We start from the raw sequence: 16,002 nt of genomic DNA on the forward strand, positions 1-16,002 counted from the left end.
GATTCAGCCGAGGTCGCCACCGGCGACGGGCAGAACCGTTCCGGTGACATACGAAGCCTCTTCGGAGGCAAGGAAAGTGATAGCAGCAGCCTGTTCGTCCAGGGTGCCGTAACGCTTGAGTAGCGACGAGTCGACGGTCTGGTCGACGATCTGCTGGTACCAGGCCTTCTCCTCGTCGGTCTCGGCACCCGGTCCGCGTGCCACGACGCGTGGTGGCGCCTCGGTTCCGCCGGGAGCGGTTGCCACGACGCGTATTCCGTACTGCGCGACTTCCATCGCCAGTGCAGCGGTGATCGCGCTGACCCCGCCCTTGGCCGCCGCGTAAGGAACACGGTTGACACCGCGGGTGGCGACCGAGGAGACGTTGACGATGGTGCCGCTCGCCTGCTCGATCAGATGGGGCAGTACGGCGCGACACGTCCAGAGCGTGGGGAACAGTGATCGTGCGACCTCGGCTTGTATCTGCTGCGGCGTGTAGTGCTCGTAGGGTTTGGCCCAGATGGTCCCACCGACGTTGTTGACCAGGACGTCGATGCGTCCGAAGCGCTCCAATGCGGAATCTATTGCATTCTGGGCGCCTTCGAACGTCTCGAGATCCGCGGTCACCGAATGGGAACGCTCCAGCGGTGTCGCAATGTCGTGAACCAATTCAGCTCGATCCACAAGCGCGACGGAACCGCCTTCTGCGGAAACTCTTTCGGCAACGCTGCGCCCGATCCCCTGAGCCGCTCCGGTGACGACCACGACCCGGTCGTCGAACCGGCCGGCGAAGAATCTCGTGCTCACGACGCCACACTTTCCCGAGCGTCAGTGATGGCGCGGTGCATCGTCGACTTGGCGTGTTCGCTGTGCTGGACGATCAGATCACGGGCCGCGGCGCGATCATTCTGCTCGAATGCACTCACGATACGTGAGTGATCCTCCGCGACATGTTCGTCCACCCAATCGGCGGTGCGGAGCACTCGGTTCATCAGTTGTGTGACCTCGAGACGGTGGTATGCCTGCAGGAGCACTTCGTTTCCGGTGCAGCGGAAGAGGAAGTCGTGGAACAGGGCATTGGTTTCGGTGAATGCCGCTGCGTCCGTGAAGTGATCGCGGTCGATGGAAGCAGCCGAGTTCTCCGCCAGAATGCGGTACTCCGTCAACTGTGCTGGAGTGAGGCGGCCGATCGTGAGTTCCATTGCTCCGAGTTCGAGTGCCATCCGAGCGTCGAACTGTGCGTCCGACTCCGCGACCGGCAGATGTTCTTCACCGATCTCGTACGTGCCGGCAGCTGATTCTTCGGCCGAGGCTGCCGGTGAATCAGCCGGTGCTGCCGCATTGTTGAACTTTTCGAAGTAGAAGTTCGTGGGTGTGATCGATACGTCCTTGAAGTGCAGACGTACGGCTTCGACCATCGGCGGCGGGCCGCACAGGTAGACGTCTACGTTGCCGTCGTCGAGGTGATCGGGCTCGATCAAGCCCGTGACATAGCCCTTGTTCGGTGCTGTGCTGTCGGGATCGGATACGCAGTAGTCGAAGGTGAACTGGGGTAGAGACTCCGCGTAGTCGTGCAGTTTGTCGAGTTCGACGAGATCGGTGTCGGAGCTGACGCCGTAGACCAGATGGACGGGCCGAGTGGAGCTTTCGGTACGCATCTTCTCCAGTATGGAGAGCAGCGGGGCCAAGCCGGTTCCGCCGGCAAGCAGTAGGGCTCTCCGTTGACCTGACCGGAGGAAGAAGCTACCCATCGGTCCGGTCAATTCGAGAGTGTCGCCTACCTGCGCGCGCTGACTGAGATACTCGGACATCAGACCACCCGGGGTGATCTTGACCAGGAACGACGCCGACTCGACCTCAGGGCCGGAGCTGAACGAGTACGACCGCGTCGCTTCGGTTCCGGGAACGAGGATGTTCACGTACTGACCGGGGAGGAAGACCAGATCTGCGCGGTTGTCGACTGCGACGGTGAAACCCACCGTGGAATCCGAATGGCGAATGATCTCGGTGATGGTGGACGTGTACGAACCGGCAGTGGTCTTGGCGACCGCCGACGTGGTGGGAATCTGCAGCACGAGATCAGATTCCGGCACCATCTGGCACGGAAGGCAGTATCCCTGCTCGGCCTCGTCGTCCGTCAGGGCCTCCTCGATGTAGTCGCCGGCATCGAAAGTACCTGACTCACAGAGTGATTTGCAGGTGCCACATGCTCCGTCGCGGCAGTCGAGCGGAATGTTGATTCGTGCGCGGTACGACGCGTCCGCGACGGTCTCGTCGGTGTTGCATTCGACGAAGCGGGTGATGCCGTCTTCGAAACTCAGGGCTACTTGAAAGGTCGGCGCAGCTTGAATGCTCATGGGAAACAGCTCGATTCGAAGGGAAGTCGTGTCAGAAGTGGTAGATGTCGACCACGTGATGGATGTAGTCGTTCTTGAGGACTACCTTCTTCTTCATGATCAACGGCTGCTCGCCCGAGAAGTCGATCGTGTAGTGCGAGGTGCCGAAGTAGGTGTCGACTGTGTTGTAGCGGAAGTACAGCGTGAACCAATTGAAGCGGACGTCGACGACGAAGCCGCGTTCTTCGATCACTTCCACGTTGGTGATGTTGTGACCGGTGCGGGGCTCGGGAAGGCTTGTCGCGCTGGAACGGTCAGTCCTGATTCGGAACACGCGGTCCTCGATACCGCCGCGATTCGGGTAGTAGATCAGGGAGATCTCTGCGGCCGGGTCCGTGGTCAGCTCGCCGTCGTCCGCCCATGCGGGCATCCAGTACTCGGAATCGGGGTGGTAGCACTCGATCCACTTCTCGAACTCGCGATCGTCCAGATAGCGAGCCTCACGGTAGAGAAACTGCTGCACTGTTTCGAGGGCGACGGCATTGGTGGTGGTGACAGTCATGGTGATCGTCCTCAGATGGTCCGGTTGGAAGCGGCTTGCTCGGCATCTACGGCCGCAAGCATGGCGTCGCGCCAGTACCCGTGCTGAATGGGATACAAGCCTTCGTCCTCGGTCTTGGCTCCGCTCGAGAGCACGCGATTCATGCCGAGATCCTTCGCGACGTCGTTCGGACCGGGAATCTGGTGTGTGACGCCACGGCTGAGGTCGTTCCACGGGGCGCCGGCTGCCTGGTAGGTCTTCTGGCAGGAACGGAACTCTTCGAGATCGTCCGGGGTGGCCATACCGCTGGCATTGAAGAAGTCCTCGTACTGACGGATGCGGTTGCTGCGCGCTTCGGCGCTCTCTCCCTTGGGCGCGATGCAGTAGATGGTGACTTCGGTCTGGTCCACGGAGATCGGACGGAAGTGCCGGATCTGGCTGCTGAATTGATCCATGAGGTAGACGTTCGGGTACAGGCAGAGGTTCCTCGACGCACCGACCATGAATTCGGCCTTCTTGGAACCGAACTGAGCCTCCAGTTCTGCTTTGCGTTCGAACAGGGGTCGGTCCTCGGGATTGCCCCACCACATCCAGAGCAGGAGGTGGCCGTAGTCGTAGGAGAAGTATCCACCGCCCTGCTTCCCCCAGGTGCCGGCGTCCATGGCTTTGGTCTCGTTGGACGATTCACCGGCGGTGCGGCGAGCGGTGGTAGCGGCGTAGTTCCAGTGCGTCGAAGACACGTGGTAGCCGTCGGCACCGTTCTCGGTCTGCAACTTCCAGTTGCCGTCGTAGGTGTAGGTGGATGCACCGCGCAGAACTTCGACTCCGTCAGGTGACTGATCGACGATCATGTCGATGACCTTCGTGGTGTCACCGAGGTGCTCTTCGAGTGGCAGCACGTCGGGGTTGAGGCTGCCGAAGAGGAAGCCGCGATAGTTCTCGAACCGCGCCACCCTGGTCAGGTCGTGTGAGCCGTCTTTGTTGAACTGCTCCGGATAGCCACCGGTGCGAGCGTCCTTGGCCTTGAGGAGTTTTCCGCTGTTGTTGAAGGTCCAGCCGTGGAACGGGCAGGTGAAGGTGGTTCGGTTGTCGGTCTTACGGCGACAGAGCATCGCACCGCGGTGGCTGCATGCGTTGATCAGCGCACCCAATTCGCCGTCCTTGTTGCGGGTGATCACAATGGGCTGACGGCCCATGTAGGTGGTGAAGTAGTCGCCGACGTTCGGGATCTGGCTCTCGTGCGCGAGGTAGATCCAATTGCCTTCGAAGATGTGCGTCATCTCGAGTTCGAACAGTTGCTCGTCCGTGAAGACGCTGCGCCGCACCTGGTAGCGGCCGGTCTCCGGCTCCTCGACGAGCGCGTCGTCGAGGACGGCGCGGATGTTCGCGAACTGGTCGGTGCCGCGGGCAGCATCCAACATATCCGTCATGGGTGTCCTCCAGATAAGAGTGGGCGCCTACCGAGAAAGCCGAGGGCTGTCGGACCAAATCGGTGGGACCCGCTTTCCGGACGGGGCTGCGTCCGGTACTGAATTCACCTTGACATCGTGTGTCTCGGGTCACACTAGGCAATTGCCTAGTCCTGACCAAGGGTGCAGTGTTCGTCGAATTCTGCTGATGGGCCATGCCTGCTGAAGACGACGAGCAGGGCGGACTCGACATCGCGAGTCCGCCCTACCTGCCGAGGGGATTACCGGTTCTTGAAGAACGAGACGTCGTCGTTGCCGATGAGGTCAGGGACCGTCCAGCCGTCGAGGTCGTATTCACTCAAGCACTGCTCGGCCAGTCCCTTCATGGAACTTGCGTGTCCACGATTCTGGGCTGCGAACAGCAGTTCGGCTTTGACGTTCTCGTGATTGCCGGAGTAGTTGCGCTCGTAGAGTTCGTGTCGGCCGCCGAACTCGGTCCCGATCGAATCCCACAGCGCCTTCATGACTTTCACGCGGTCGACGGCGGTGATGCCGTCGGAACCGCGAACGTACTTGTCGAGGTACGGACGCACGTCCGGGCTCTTGAAGTCGAGTGAACTCGAAGGCAGGTAGATCAAGCCCGACGCGACGTCCTGTTCGATGATCTCCTTGATCCGCGGGTACCCCTGAATCATGAACATTCGATAGGTGAGGCCGTACTCGAGCTTCGGGATCACCGAATCGCCGACCCACTGTTCGGGATCGCGTGCCATCGATTCGGTCAACGACCAGAAGAGGTTTCGCCACCCGATCACCTCACCGACACGGGTCTGGACTCCGCGGAAGCCGCCGGCGCCGGTGGCTTCGAGTGCCTTCATCAACAGTCCGGCGATGAAGTCGAGCTTGACGGCCAGGCGAGTGCAGCCCTGAAAGGTGAAGCGCGGCAGGAAGCCCGATTGAGGGAAGAATGCGTTGATCCGGTCGACGTCGCCGTACATGAAGACGTTTTCCCACGGAACCAACACCTTGTCGAAGACGAAGATGGTGTCGTTCTCGTCCATGCGACTCGACAGCGGATAATCGAACGGACTGCCCATCACCGCAGCATGTTCGGTGTACGAGGTGCGGCAGATCAGCTTCACACCCGGCGCGTCCATCGGTACCGTGCAGATCAGGGCGAACTGCTTCTTCTTGATCGGCAGACCGTAGTGAGCGATGAAGTTGTAGTTCGTGATCGCCGATCCGGTGGCGACCACTTTGGCGCCGCTGACGATCAAACCTGCGTCGGTTTCCTTCTCCACCTTCATGAAGACGTCACCGACCTCGTCCGGTGGAAGTTGGCGATCCACCGGGGGATTGATGATCGCGTGGTTCCAGTACAGAACCTTCTCCTGCGATTCGCGGTACCAGCGTTCGGCGTTGTCCTGGAACGGTGCGTACAACTCCTTGTTGGCGTGGAGGGTGCCCAGGAAACTCGCCTTGTAGTCGGGGGAACGGCCCATCCAGCCGTAGGTCATACGAGCCCACGTCGCTATGGCATCGCGTTCCTTGAGCAGATCGGCCGAGGACGTCGGAGTGCGGAAGAACGGCATGGTGACACCGCCGTTGCCCGTGTCCGTCGGAACGGTCAAGGCGTCCACGTGCTCGCCCGTATGCAGAGCGTCGTACAGCCTTGCGGTCATGCGGATCGGATTCCGGAACGCGGGGTGCGTCGTGACGTCCTTGACGCGATCACCGTGAAGCCAGATCTCGCGGCCGTCCTGCAGGCTCGAGATGTACTCGTCACCGGTCATCGGTCGGGTGGCGAAGTTCTTCGTGCGGTTGGCTTCGCAATCGGCGGCCGGATTGACCTGTGGCGCTCCGGAATCTGCGGGATCGACGCCGGTGGGAGGAATTTCGGTGGTCGTCATGGCAAAGCCTTTCAGATCGTTTGGGGTGCGGGCTGAAGATGAATCGGGGTGAACGAAGTGGTGGCGTCGAACCAGCCGCTGTGGGGGTCGTCCTGACTTCCGTTCCAGACTGTGGTCGACGAGGTAGCGCCTAGATCGTGAAAAGTGCTTCGGTAGAACAGAAGCGGATCCTTGCCACTCGACTGAGCGTCGACGATCTCGCCGATGAAGATGATGTGGTCACCGCCGTCGTACTCCCTCCACGGGACGCACGAGATGGTTGCTGCGGCGCCGTCGAGCAGGGGAGCGGTCGGTCCGTCGATCCACCTCGGTTCGGTGCGCTGCGGTCGGCCGGCAAAATGCATGGCCGTGTCCACTTGGTCGGAGGCAAGGATGTTGACCGCAAACGGCGCGTTGCCGAGGTAGCCGCACGCCTTGGACTTGCGAGTCATCGTGATCTGGCACAGCCGTGGTTCCAGGGAAATGGCCGTGAATGCGGTGACCGTGGCTCCGTGTGGTTGACCGTCGGCATTGGTACAGGTGATGACGGTGACGCCGCTCGCGAATTGACCGAAGATTCCTCGAAGCTGATTTTGTTCCATGACCGGACCTCCTTGTCGGATGGCGGTTGAGTGAGAGTGCCGCGAAGTGCGGGAGGGAAGTAGTGGGCGACTCGCGCCGGGAGTGAAGACGAACGTACGGCGGGCGCAGGCTTCGGTCGATCCGTACAGCGCGGTGGCTATCCGGATTGCGCACCCGATCGCGGCCCGTACCCGTTTTCTCTTGGAAGTGACCGGGGACACAGTGTTCAATGATGTTCAGCGCCCTTGCTCAGCAATGTGGCTGGTCACGGGTTTGGAAGGTGAAGAAGGACGATGGTCGACTCCATGATCGGTACAGCTCCCCGCGACTGGGACGAGGCGTGTCATGCGGTTTCGGACGCCTATTTTCCGCACACGCTGACGCCGTTGTCTCGGCATGCGGCCAGTGGAGTCGGGGTGTGCACCACCGAGTTGGGACCGCTGAGGATCGCTCATATTCGGTGGGGAGCTGACGTCGCCGTCGAATCCGATCATCCCGGTGCCTATGGGGTGAACATCCCGCTCTCGGGCGAGCTCGAGTCGGTGTTCGCGGGCTCGCACGTGCTCTCGACGCAGGGTGTTGCGACGGTATGTCCACCCGACATCACGACGAGAATTACGCGGTGGAGTGCGGACTGCGAGATCGTCGGAGTCCGGATGGACCGTCAGTACCTCGACCGTGAGATGGAAAAGGTTCTCGGTCGACCCGGAATGCACTTGCCTGATCAGGTGGATCTTCGGGGCGACGACGGAGCCAGATGGCTGAAATTTGTTCGCTCACTGTCGGATCAGATACTCGGCCCGGTCGGCGTGCTGCACAACGAACTGGTGGCAGGTCAGCTCTCCGGCGCCGTGGTCACGGCATTCGTCCTTGCCGCAATGCCCGAAAGCGAGGACGCGGTGCGACACGCCAGGCCACGCATCGTCAAGCGGGTGCTCGACGAGATGCACGACGACCCGGCCCGCGTGTGGACCGCAGCCGAGATGGCGGAGGTGGCGGGCGTCAGCGTACGGAGATTGCAGGAGGGATTTCGGCAGTACGTGGGCCGGAGTCCGTCGGAATGCCTGCTCGACATCCGTCTCGAGCGGGTCCATGCAGATCTGGTGGATGCCGACGACTCGACGACGGTCACCGATGTCGCTGTGAGATGGGGTTTCACGCACACCGGACGGTTCGCGTCGTCCTTTCGGCGTAAGTACGGATTGCTGCCTTCCGAGGTGTTGAGGCGCTAGCTCCGGTACCCCATGTCCGCGCTGAGCTGATTCGCCTTCTCGACAAGGAACGGCGCGACGTCGGCGCGGAAAGCTTCCGGGGATGTTCGTCCGGCCGAGGTCGAACACGCTGTCACTCCGACGACGCTTCCACCGGCGTCGCGGACGGGAGCAGCGAGGGAAATCAGGCCGTCTTCCAGTTCCTCCGATGTGAGCGCGTATCCCTGCTCGCGCACCACCCGGAGGGCGGTATGGAATGCGCCTTCGTCGGTGATCGTGGTGGGTGTGAGGGCGTCGAACGTGGAGTTCGCGATGACGTTGTCGACGATTTCGGTTGGCGCCCAAGCTAGCAGGGCTCGACCCATGGAGGTGGCATATGCAGGCACTCTGGTGCCGACGCTGACGTTGATGCTCATGATCCGCCGGACGGGTACGCGCGCGGCGTAGACCACGTCGACGCCGTCGAGCACCCCGAGCGACGCCGACTCGTGGGTGTGTTCTGCGATCTCCAGCAGACGAGGGAGCGCTGCCTCCGTCAAGGCATGTGATGCCGAGAAGTGCTGCCCGATGCTCAGAACGCGCGGGGTGAGCGACCACCGACTGTTGTTGCCGGTGACGTATCCGAGCTTCTGCAGCGTGAGGAGGATGCGCCGGACCGCTGGGCGGGAGAGACCTGTTTCGGCGGCAAGATCGGCGAGCGACGGGTTGGGGTTCTTCTCGTCGAAGGCCGTCAGCACAGCAAATCCACGCTCGATGCTCTGGATGTAATCGCGATCGTTCTGGCTCACGGAATGGCCTTTCATCTGCGGGTATGCCCGATCGACGCCTTCGAAGGTTGACAAACCTTGTGACTGGGCGCACAGTACAAGCGTACGCACAGCGTAACATACGTACGCACAGCGTACAACCCAAACTTGGGGAGCCGACTCAGCCCAGCAGTACGGCACCCACCCGGTAACAGCCACATACGGCCCCGAGGAGGACCACATGACCACTTCCGAGAGCCCCACCGCAGTAGGTTCGGGCACTGCCGCCACCGACAAGTTCCTCCAGGAACGAGTCAGCGCGGACACCCCGCCCGAGCGCGTCTCGGCCATCGCCAAGGACGTTCTCGAGGCACTCGCCGGCGTCATCGACAAGCACGGCATCACCTACCCCGAGTACCGCGTCCTCAAGCAGTGGCTCATCGACATCGGTCAGTTCGGCGAGTGGCCTCTGTGGCTGGACGTCTTCCTCGAGCACAACGTCGAGGAGGTTGCGTACCGCGGCCAGCACGGCACCAAGGGAAGCATCGAGGGCCCGTACTACGTCGCCGACGCCAAGACGTTGCCTGCCAAGTGTGAACTTCCGATGCGTGACAACGAGGTTGGATCGAAGCTGGTCTTCGAGGGCCAGGTTCGCGATCTCGACGGCAAGGGGTTGGGCGGTGCAACCGTCGAACTCTGGCACGCGGACGACGAGGGCTACTACTCCCATTTCGCGCCGCACATCCCCGACGGCAACCTCCGCGGAACGATCGTCGCCGACGACGAGGGACGCTTCGAGATCACCACGATTCAGCCTGCGCCGTACCAGATCCCGACCGACGGCCCCACCGGCTGGTTCATCGAGAAGGCCGGCTGGCACCCGTGGCGTCCGGCTCACCTGCACCTCATGGTGAAGGCTCCCGGTAAGCGCACCATCACCACCCAGCTCTATTTCAAGGATGGAGAGTGGATCGAGAACGACGTGGCAACGGCGACGAAGCCCGAACTGATTCTCGATCCGAAGCCAGGTGCCGACGGAACCAACCGGGTCACATACGACTTCGTGCTCGATCCGGCCTGATCCACAACTGCTCTGAAGAAAGTGATTTGATGACAGACCTGTCGATCGTCTCCATCGAGACGACCATCCTCGACGTTCCGCTGGTTCGCCCCCACAAGTTCGCCACCACGTCGATGACGGCGCAGCCGTTGTTGCTGGTCGCGATTCGCACCTCCGACGGGGTGATCGGATACGGCGAAGGAGTCGTTCCGGGCGGGCCGTGGTGGGGTGGCGAATCGGTGGAGACGATGCAGGTCATCATCGAGAAGTACATCGCTCCCGTGGTGGTCGGCAGGTGCGTGGATCACATCACCGCGATCATGGCCGACATCGAAAAAGTTGTTGCCAATGCACGATTCGCGAAGGCCGCCGTCGACGTGGCGTTGCACGACGCCTGGGCGCGTAGCCTGGGAGTCCCCGTGCACACGCTCCTCGGCGGGGCTTTCCGCGAGAGTGTCGACGTCACGTGGGCACTGGGTGCTGCGCCGGCGGACGAGATCATCGAAGAAGCTCACGAAAAGCTCGAATCCCGGCTCAATTTCAGCTTCAAACTCAAGATGGGGGCACTCGATCCAGCAGTCGACGTCGCGCGCATCGTCAACATCGCGCAGGCGCTGGACGGCCACGCCGGAGTCCGTGTCGACGTCAACGCACGGTGGGATCGCTTCACTGCCCTGCGGTACTTGCCACAACTCGCCGAGGGTGGAGTCGAACTGATCGAACAACCCACTCCGGCAGACCAAATCGAGGTCCTCGCCGAACTCAGTAGGCTTCTACCGATTCCGATCATGGCCGACGAGAGTGTGCAGACCCCACACGACGCTCTGGAAATCGCCCGCCGGAGCGCCGCCGATGTCATCGCCCTCAAGACCACCAAATGTGGTGGTCTCCAGCGCAGCCGCGACATCGTCGCGATTGCCAAGGCAGCAGGTATCGCGTGCCACGGTGCGACGTCCATCGAAGGCCCGATCGGCACCGCCGCTTCGTTGCACTTCGCGTGCGCCGAGCCCGGAATCAACTTCGGAACAGAGCTTTTCGGCCCACTGCTCTTCAGCGAAGAGTTGCTTCAGGAACCCCTGAAGTATTCCGAGGGTCAGTTGCACCTCCCCGCCGGACCTGGCCTGGGAGTCGAACTGAACATGGACGCCGTCAAGACCTGGACCAGGAACTAGAGGATAGAAGAACATGGCACTCTTTCACGTTCGGATGGACGTCGATATTCCGCGCGACCTGGATCCGGAAATACGCGCCGATACCGTCGCAACGGAGAAGGCGTACTCGCAAGACCTTCAGCGACAGGGAAAGTGGGTACATCTGTGGCGAATTGTGGGACAGTTCAGCAACATCAGCATCTTCGATGTCGAGTCGGCTGACGAACTCCATGAGATTCTCTGGAACCTGCCCCTGTTCCCGTACATGACCATCGAGGTCATGCCGTTGACGCAGCACGGATCTTCGATCAAGTAGCCCGCCATGTCTGCCGTGTCTGCCACGCCTGCGAGCCTGCCGGAATCTGTGCAGCAGTGGCACTGCGAGATGGAGGAGACCTTCGGTGGCCTGTGCCCCGAGAGTTCCGTCGATGCCGCGCCTGTCGGTACGGTCAGCGGCGTAAGTCTCGGGGACGTAGGCGCTTTCGACATCTCCGGTTCGCCGCAGATACTGCGGCGGAGCGCACGCGCAGCGAAGCGACACGGTAGTGATCTGCTCAAGATCTGCACGGTCCGAACCGGGAGCGCGATACTGCGCCAATCGGACCGCGAGTTGACGGCCCCGCCCGGCGCGATGATTCTCTACGACGTCGAGCATTCGTACGCGCTGCGTTTCGACGGTCACTGGTCGTGCACCGTCATGACCCTACCGCGCAGTGCGGTGAGTCTGACCGAGCGAGAACTGAATTGCGCGCTCGAGCGCACCCACGACGGTCGGCGTGGGTCCGGTGCATTGCTGGAAAATTTCATCTCGGGCGCTGTTGCATCCCAGGTCGACGGCAGCGCAGCCGGGCTTCTCGGAGATGCTGGAGTCAATCTCGCTTCGGCAGTTCTGATGCAAGGATCTGCGCCCGCGACACCCGGACGTTCGACGCGAGAGGAGATCTTGCGATATGCGCTTCGGAATCTCGACTCACCAGACCTCTCGGTCGCGTCGATCGCCGGTGCGTTGCACCTGTCGCCGCGAACCGTTCAGCGTCACTTCGGTGACGGGGATCTGACCCTCAGTGCGCTGATTCGCCGCGAACGGTTGATCCGCGTACGCCGCGATCTCACCGACGTCTCACTGCGGGGTCATTCGATCTCCATCCTGGCCGCACGATGGTGTTTCCATGACGCACCAGCGTTTTCGCGTGCGTTCAAAGCGGAATTCGGTGCGGCGCCGTCGGAAGTACGTAACTCGCCTGATCCGAACGCCCGCGAACGTCACTGATCTGTCGCATCCGAACAACAAACGTGTCCGATCACGACAACTGGGAGCCCGAATACCGGGGCAGAGTGTGTTTCAGATCGCTTTTTCAGGCTCGCGAAGAGCTCAGGTCCACGAACAGCGAGGACCGCAGCGAAAGCTACGAATCGAGGAACGCATGACGAATCTGCTCGCTCATCAGCAATGGCACGGAAAGATTTTCGACGGCCAATGGATCGACGGAGGCGGTGACACCGTCGAGTCGCTCGAACCGGCTACCGGCGAGGTGCTCGGTGTGATCGGCACGGCGACTGCTGCGGATATCGATCGAGCGGCACACATCGCGTCAGCCGCGCAGCCGGTGTGGGCGGCGACGATCGGGCAGGCTCGCGCTTCGGTGATCCGTAAGGCAGCGCAGATTTTGGAAGCCGAGCGAGCCGACGTGGAGCGCTGGTTGATCCGTGAAGGTGGTTCCGTACCAGGGAAAGCCGCATTCGAAGTTGATCTTGTCATCTCCGAACTGTGGGAAGCCTCGGCACTGCCGACACAGCCGTTCGGGCACCTTCTGCCCGCCAGCCAGGAGGGGCGCACGAGCATCGGTCGCCGGGTGCCCCTGGGTGTGGTCGGCGTGATCAGCCCGTGGAATTTCCCGCTTCTCCTCGCCATGCGCGCTGTCGCCCCCGCCTTGGCGCTCGGAAATGGCGTCGTTCTCAAGCCGGATGTTCAAACCGCGATCAGCGGGGGTGCGGTCATCGCGGAATTGTTCACGTCCGCAGGTCTTCCCGAAGGCCTCCTGCATGTGCTCGCCGGTGACGCGGAACCTGGTCAGGCATTGTGCGAGAGCCCGAGCATCGCGATGGTGTCCTTCACGGGTTCGACCGCCGTCGGCCGTCAGGTCGGGGCAACTGCCGGTCGCACGCTCAAGCGTGTCTCGCTGGAACTGGGTGGGAACAATGCGCTGATTGTCCTCGACGACGCAGACCTGGATGCCGCGAGCTCGGCGGGCGCGTGGGGTTCGTTCCTGCATCAGGGGCAGGTCTGCATGACCGCAGGCCGCCACATCGTGTTGGAATCGGTCGCCGATCAGTACCTGGACCTGCTGGCCAAGCGCGCAGCGGTCCTGCCGGTCGGGGATCCCAATACAGGCGACGTCGCTCTCGGACCGCTCATCAACGCGCGGCAGATTGCGAACGTCGATCGAATCGTCCAGGGCACCAAGGCGGCCGGCGCCGAAATCCGCGCCGGTGGAACATACGAAGGGCTCTTCTATCAGCCGACCGTCCTGGCCGGAGTCACCTCGGACATGCCCGCGTTCCGTGAAGAAATCTTCGGGCCCGTGGCGCCCGTCGTGATCGTCAAGGACGAAGACGAGGCAGTCAGGTCGGCCAATGACAGCGAATACGGTCTGGTTGCTGCCATTCAAACAGGATCGGTTGAACGCGGCGAGCGGATCGCGGACCGACTGCGTACCGGCATCGTGCACATCAACGATCAGACTTTGAACAACGATGCCTATGCACCATTCGGTGGCACGGGTGCCTCCGGAAACGGCGCGAGATTCGGAACTCAAAGCAGTTGGGACGAATTCACCACCTGGCAGTGGCGAACCAGCCGGCCAGCAGCGCAGACCTTCCCCTTCTGAAGTCGAAAGGTACTCCGAATGCACACTATTTCGGCTCACGATCTTCCCATCGTGTTGCAGGACGGCGAATTCGAATTGCGGATGCGAGAAGAAGGCGACATGATCGTCAACTTCGTCAAAATGCCTGCTGGTGCAGACTTCGCCGAACCGTTCGCACAATTGGAAGGCGGGCGCTGTCAATGTCCGCACTACGGATACGTCTTGAAAGGAAGGATCTACACAGATTCCGAAGCAGGTCGGCAAACCTACGATGCCGGCGACGTGTTCTACTGGGCACCCGGTCACGTTCCCGGAGCGATCGACGACTCGGAGTATGTCGACTTTGCTCCCAAGGCCGAATTCCTCGAACTGATCGACGGAGTGCGTAAGGCGATGGGCGGCTGAGCTGTTCGGCCGCCACCGAGGTCAGCGTATTCCGTCGCGACGTAGTGCGACGGACACTGCGGCAGAGCGGGTATCGACACCGAGTTTGGCGTAGATGTGCCCGAGGTGTGTTTTCACCGTCGCTTCGCTGATGAAGAGTGCTTTACCCAGCTCGCGGTTGGTCATCCCCTCGGCGAGCAGGCTGAGCAGTTCGGACTCACGGGCGGTGAGCGCTTCCTGCGGGCGCTGCATCTGCTGGACGAGACGAGAGGCCACGGCGGGGGAGAGGACGCTGCGCCCGGCGACCGCGCCCCGCACCGCGCCGAAGATCTCGTCAGGAGTCGAGTCCTTGAGTAGGTAACCGATGGCACCGGCGTCCACGGCCCGCACGACGTCGGCGTCGGTGTCATACGTCGTGAAAACCAGTACGGAAACATCGACACCGTCGCTTCGCAGGCGTTTGATCGCTTCTGCACCGTGCATGCCGGTGCCCATGTCCAGATCCATCATCACCAGATCCGGTGAGGCCGACGGTATCGCCGTGGCCGCCTCCTCGCCGGACGATGCTTCGCCTACTACTTCGACGTCCGCCTGAGTGTTCAGCAGCGCTCTCAGCCCAGCTCGCACGACCAGATGATCGTCGACGAGGAACACGCGAATGGTGGTGGTCACCTGATCCTCCGTTCGAGCGGGAACTGGGCCGCGACGACGGTGCCGTCTCCCGGTGCACTTTCCACGGTGAACGATCCGCCGAGCTGTGCGACGCGGCTTCGCATCGCACGCAGGCCGTATCCACCGTACCGAGAATGGTCGGCGAGCTTTCCCGGATCGAAGCCGACGCCGTCGTCGAAGATGTCTACGGAGACGGAGTGGTCGAGATACGTGATCGTCACGCCCGCCGTTTCGGCGCGAGCGTGGCGGGCGATGTTGGAGGACGCGCTCGAGACCACTCGCACGACGGCATGAGCTACGTCCGAGGGCAAGATGACGGCTTCACCGACGGTGCGGATCCGAACGGCCGGGACGAACTGGCGGGCGGCGGCCACGACCAAGGCGTCGAAGTCGCCCGTACCGCCCTTGGTCGGCGCCAGATCGTGGACGAGGTCGCGACTCTGCATCAAGCTCGTTCGGATGTTCTCTGCTGCGGCATCGACATCGGCTCGAGACGGCGAACCCGTTGTATTCCACGTTTGTTCGGCTGCCTCGAGCCGTAGAAGGGCGCTCGCCAGTCCCTGGGTAACGGTGTCGTGGATTTCGCGCGCGAGGCGCTCTCGCTCAGCGGCAACGCCGGCAGCGCGTTCGGTATCTGCCAATGCAGATTGCGCTTCTGCTACCTGACGCAGAAGCCGAAGGCGTTCTCGGGCATCTCGTTCCATCTGCCCGTACGCGGCCGCGACCAGTGCCGCGGTGCACAGCGGCCCGAGAAGTGTCACCAATTCGGCACGACCGGTGACCCGGTAGAACGCGATACCGGCGAGGACGCCCAGGATCCCGACGAGGGGGTAGGCGATCTTGCTCGGATACAGACGAATGCAGAGGAAGAGAACGGGAAACGCACACCACGCGAAACTCGGGGCAAGCCAGACCAGCGCTGCCCATGCGCTCAGTACCGGCCACATCCACAGCCGTTGGCGAACCACATCTCGCGAGGACACCGTGGCCATGACGGCGTAGAGCAGGGCGAGGACCACGGCCAGGACGAGTACCACCCCGAACCGACCGCTGGTCCCGTGGACTGTGACGTACCGAACTCCCGATGTAGACAGCAGTACGAAGAACGACGCGTGGATCGCATACGCCAACGGGCCGCGTAGGCCGCGTTCGGCGTCGGCGTTCATGGCTCCGTT

16 protein-coding genes are annotated in these 16,002 nt (G+C 62.1%); 7 read left to right on the plus strand and 9 right to left on the minus strand.

Annotated elements, in window-relative coordinates; genetic code table 11:
- Window positions 1-3 precede the first annotated feature (3 nt).
- The 6 genes from YH3_RS14665 to YH3_RS14690 form a co-directional block, all read right to left on the minus strand.
- Window positions 4-786 (minus strand): 1,6-dihydroxycyclohexa-2,4-diene-1-carboxylate dehydrogenase, encoded by a 783-nt coding sequence (locus tag YH3_RS14665; RefSeq protein ID WP_064443639.1) that lies wholly within the window; start codon window positions 784-786, stop codon window positions 4-6.
- Window positions 783-2,336 carry a benzoate 1,2-dioxygenase electron transfer component BenC gene (gene benC / locus YH3_RS14670; protein ID WP_050656062.1) on the minus strand — a complete coding sequence of 518 codons (1,554 nt, stop codon included), beginning with the start codon at window positions 2,334-2,336 and terminating at the stop codon, window positions 783-785. Before benC ends, YH3_RS14665 begins: the two co-directional genes overlap by 4 nt.
- A gap of 31 nt (window positions 2,337-2,367) precedes the next feature.
- Window positions 2,368-2,877 carry a benzoate 1,2-dioxygenase small subunit gene (benB, locus tag YH3_RS14675; protein WP_003939939.1) on the minus strand — a complete coding sequence of 170 codons (510 nt, stop codon included), beginning with the start codon at window positions 2,875-2,877 and terminating at the stop codon, window positions 2,368-2,370.
- Between the two features lie 11 nt (window positions 2,878-2,888).
- A complete protein-coding gene (benA, locus tag YH3_RS14680) occupies window positions 2,889-4,286 on the minus strand; it encodes a benzoate 1,2-dioxygenase large subunit (protein ID WP_064443640.1) in 1,398 nt (465 codons plus the stop codon).
- Between the two features lie 260 nt (window positions 4,287-4,546).
- Window positions 4,547-6,175 carry a 4-hydroxyphenylacetate 3-hydroxylase family protein gene (locus tag YH3_RS14685; protein ID WP_003939685.1) on the minus strand — a complete coding sequence of 543 codons (1,629 nt, stop codon included), beginning with the start codon at window positions 6,173-6,175 and terminating at the stop codon, window positions 4,547-4,549.
- Between the two features lie 11 nt (window positions 6,176-6,186).
- Window positions 6,187-6,756, minus strand: a complete 570-nt coding sequence (locus YH3_RS14690; RefSeq protein WP_007729773.1) for a flavin reductase family protein — start codon at window positions 6,754-6,756, stop codon at window positions 6,187-6,189.
- Window positions 6,757-7,029: 273 nt separating this feature from the next.
- Here YH3_RS14690 and YH3_RS14695 point away from each other — a divergent pair, with 273 nt between their 5' ends.
- Window positions 7,030-7,968 (plus strand): AraC family transcriptional regulator, encoded by a 939-nt coding sequence (locus tag YH3_RS14695; RefSeq protein WP_007729772.1) that lies wholly within the window; start codon window positions 7,030-7,032, stop codon window positions 7,966-7,968.
- On the opposite strand, the gene YH3_RS14700 is transcribed toward YH3_RS14695, so the two are convergent.
- Window positions 7,965-8,735 carry an IclR family transcriptional regulator gene (locus YH3_RS14700; protein ID WP_064444194.1) on the minus strand — a complete coding sequence of 257 codons (771 nt, stop codon included), beginning with the start codon at window positions 8,733-8,735 and terminating at the stop codon, window positions 7,965-7,967. The genes YH3_RS14695 and YH3_RS14700 overlap by 4 nt on opposite strands.
- A gap of 199 nt (window positions 8,736-8,934) precedes the next feature.
- On the opposite strand from YH3_RS14700, the gene catA reads away from it, so the two are divergent.
- From catA to YH3_RS14730, 6 genes are all read left to right on the plus strand, one after another.
- On the plus strand, window positions 8,935-9,774 hold the full coding sequence (gene catA / locus YH3_RS14705; RefSeq protein WP_003940427.1) for a catechol 1,2-dioxygenase: 840 nt from the start codon (window positions 8,935-8,937) through the stop codon (window positions 9,772-9,774).
- Window positions 9,775-9,803: 29 nt separating this feature from the next.
- Complete coding sequence (locus tag YH3_RS14710) at window positions 9,804-10,925, plus strand: muconate/chloromuconate family cycloisomerase (protein WP_064443641.1); 1,122 nt, start codon at window positions 9,804-9,806, stop codon at window positions 10,923-10,925.
- Window positions 10,926-10,938: 13 nt separating this feature from the next.
- Window positions 10,939-11,220, plus strand: a complete 282-nt coding sequence (gene catC / locus YH3_RS14715; RefSeq protein ID WP_042925169.1) for a muconolactone Delta-isomerase — start codon at window positions 10,939-10,941, stop codon at window positions 11,218-11,220.
- A 6-nt stretch (window positions 11,221-11,226) separates the two neighbouring features.
- Window positions 11,227-12,174 carry a helix-turn-helix domain-containing protein gene (locus tag YH3_RS14720; protein WP_064443642.1) on the plus strand — a complete coding sequence of 316 codons (948 nt, stop codon included), beginning with the start codon at window positions 11,227-11,229 and terminating at the stop codon, window positions 12,172-12,174.
- 154 nt (window positions 12,175-12,328) lie between these two features.
- Window positions 12,329-13,792, plus strand: a complete 1,464-nt coding sequence (locus tag YH3_RS14725; protein ID WP_064443643.1) for a benzaldehyde dehydrogenase — start codon at window positions 12,329-12,331, stop codon at window positions 13,790-13,792.
- Window positions 13,793-13,810: 18 nt separating this feature from the next.
- Entirely contained in the window at window positions 13,811-14,176 is a 366-nt protein-coding gene (locus YH3_RS14730; protein ID WP_064443644.1) for a hypothetical protein, read from the plus strand.
- Between the two features lie 21 nt (window positions 14,177-14,197).
- On the opposite strand, the gene YH3_RS14735 is transcribed toward YH3_RS14730, so the two are convergent.
- A complete protein-coding gene (locus tag YH3_RS14735) occupies window positions 14,198-14,827 on the minus strand; it encodes a response regulator transcription factor (protein WP_064443645.1) in 630 nt (209 codons plus the stop codon).
- The gene (locus tag YH3_RS14740) at window positions 14,824-15,993 is read right to left on the minus strand and encodes a sensor histidine kinase (RefSeq protein ID WP_030536467.1); all 1,170 of its coding nucleotides are present in this window, start codon (window positions 15,991-15,993) and stop codon (window positions 14,824-14,826) included. Before YH3_RS14740 ends, YH3_RS14735 begins: the two co-directional genes overlap by 4 nt.
- Window positions 15,994-16,002: the final 9 nt, after the last annotated feature.

Source organism: Rhodococcus sp. YH3-3 (genome assembly GCF_001653035.1).
GTDB classification, from domain to species: Bacteria; Actinomycetota; Actinomycetes; order Mycobacteriales; family Mycobacteriaceae; genus Rhodococcus_F; species Rhodococcus_F qingshengii.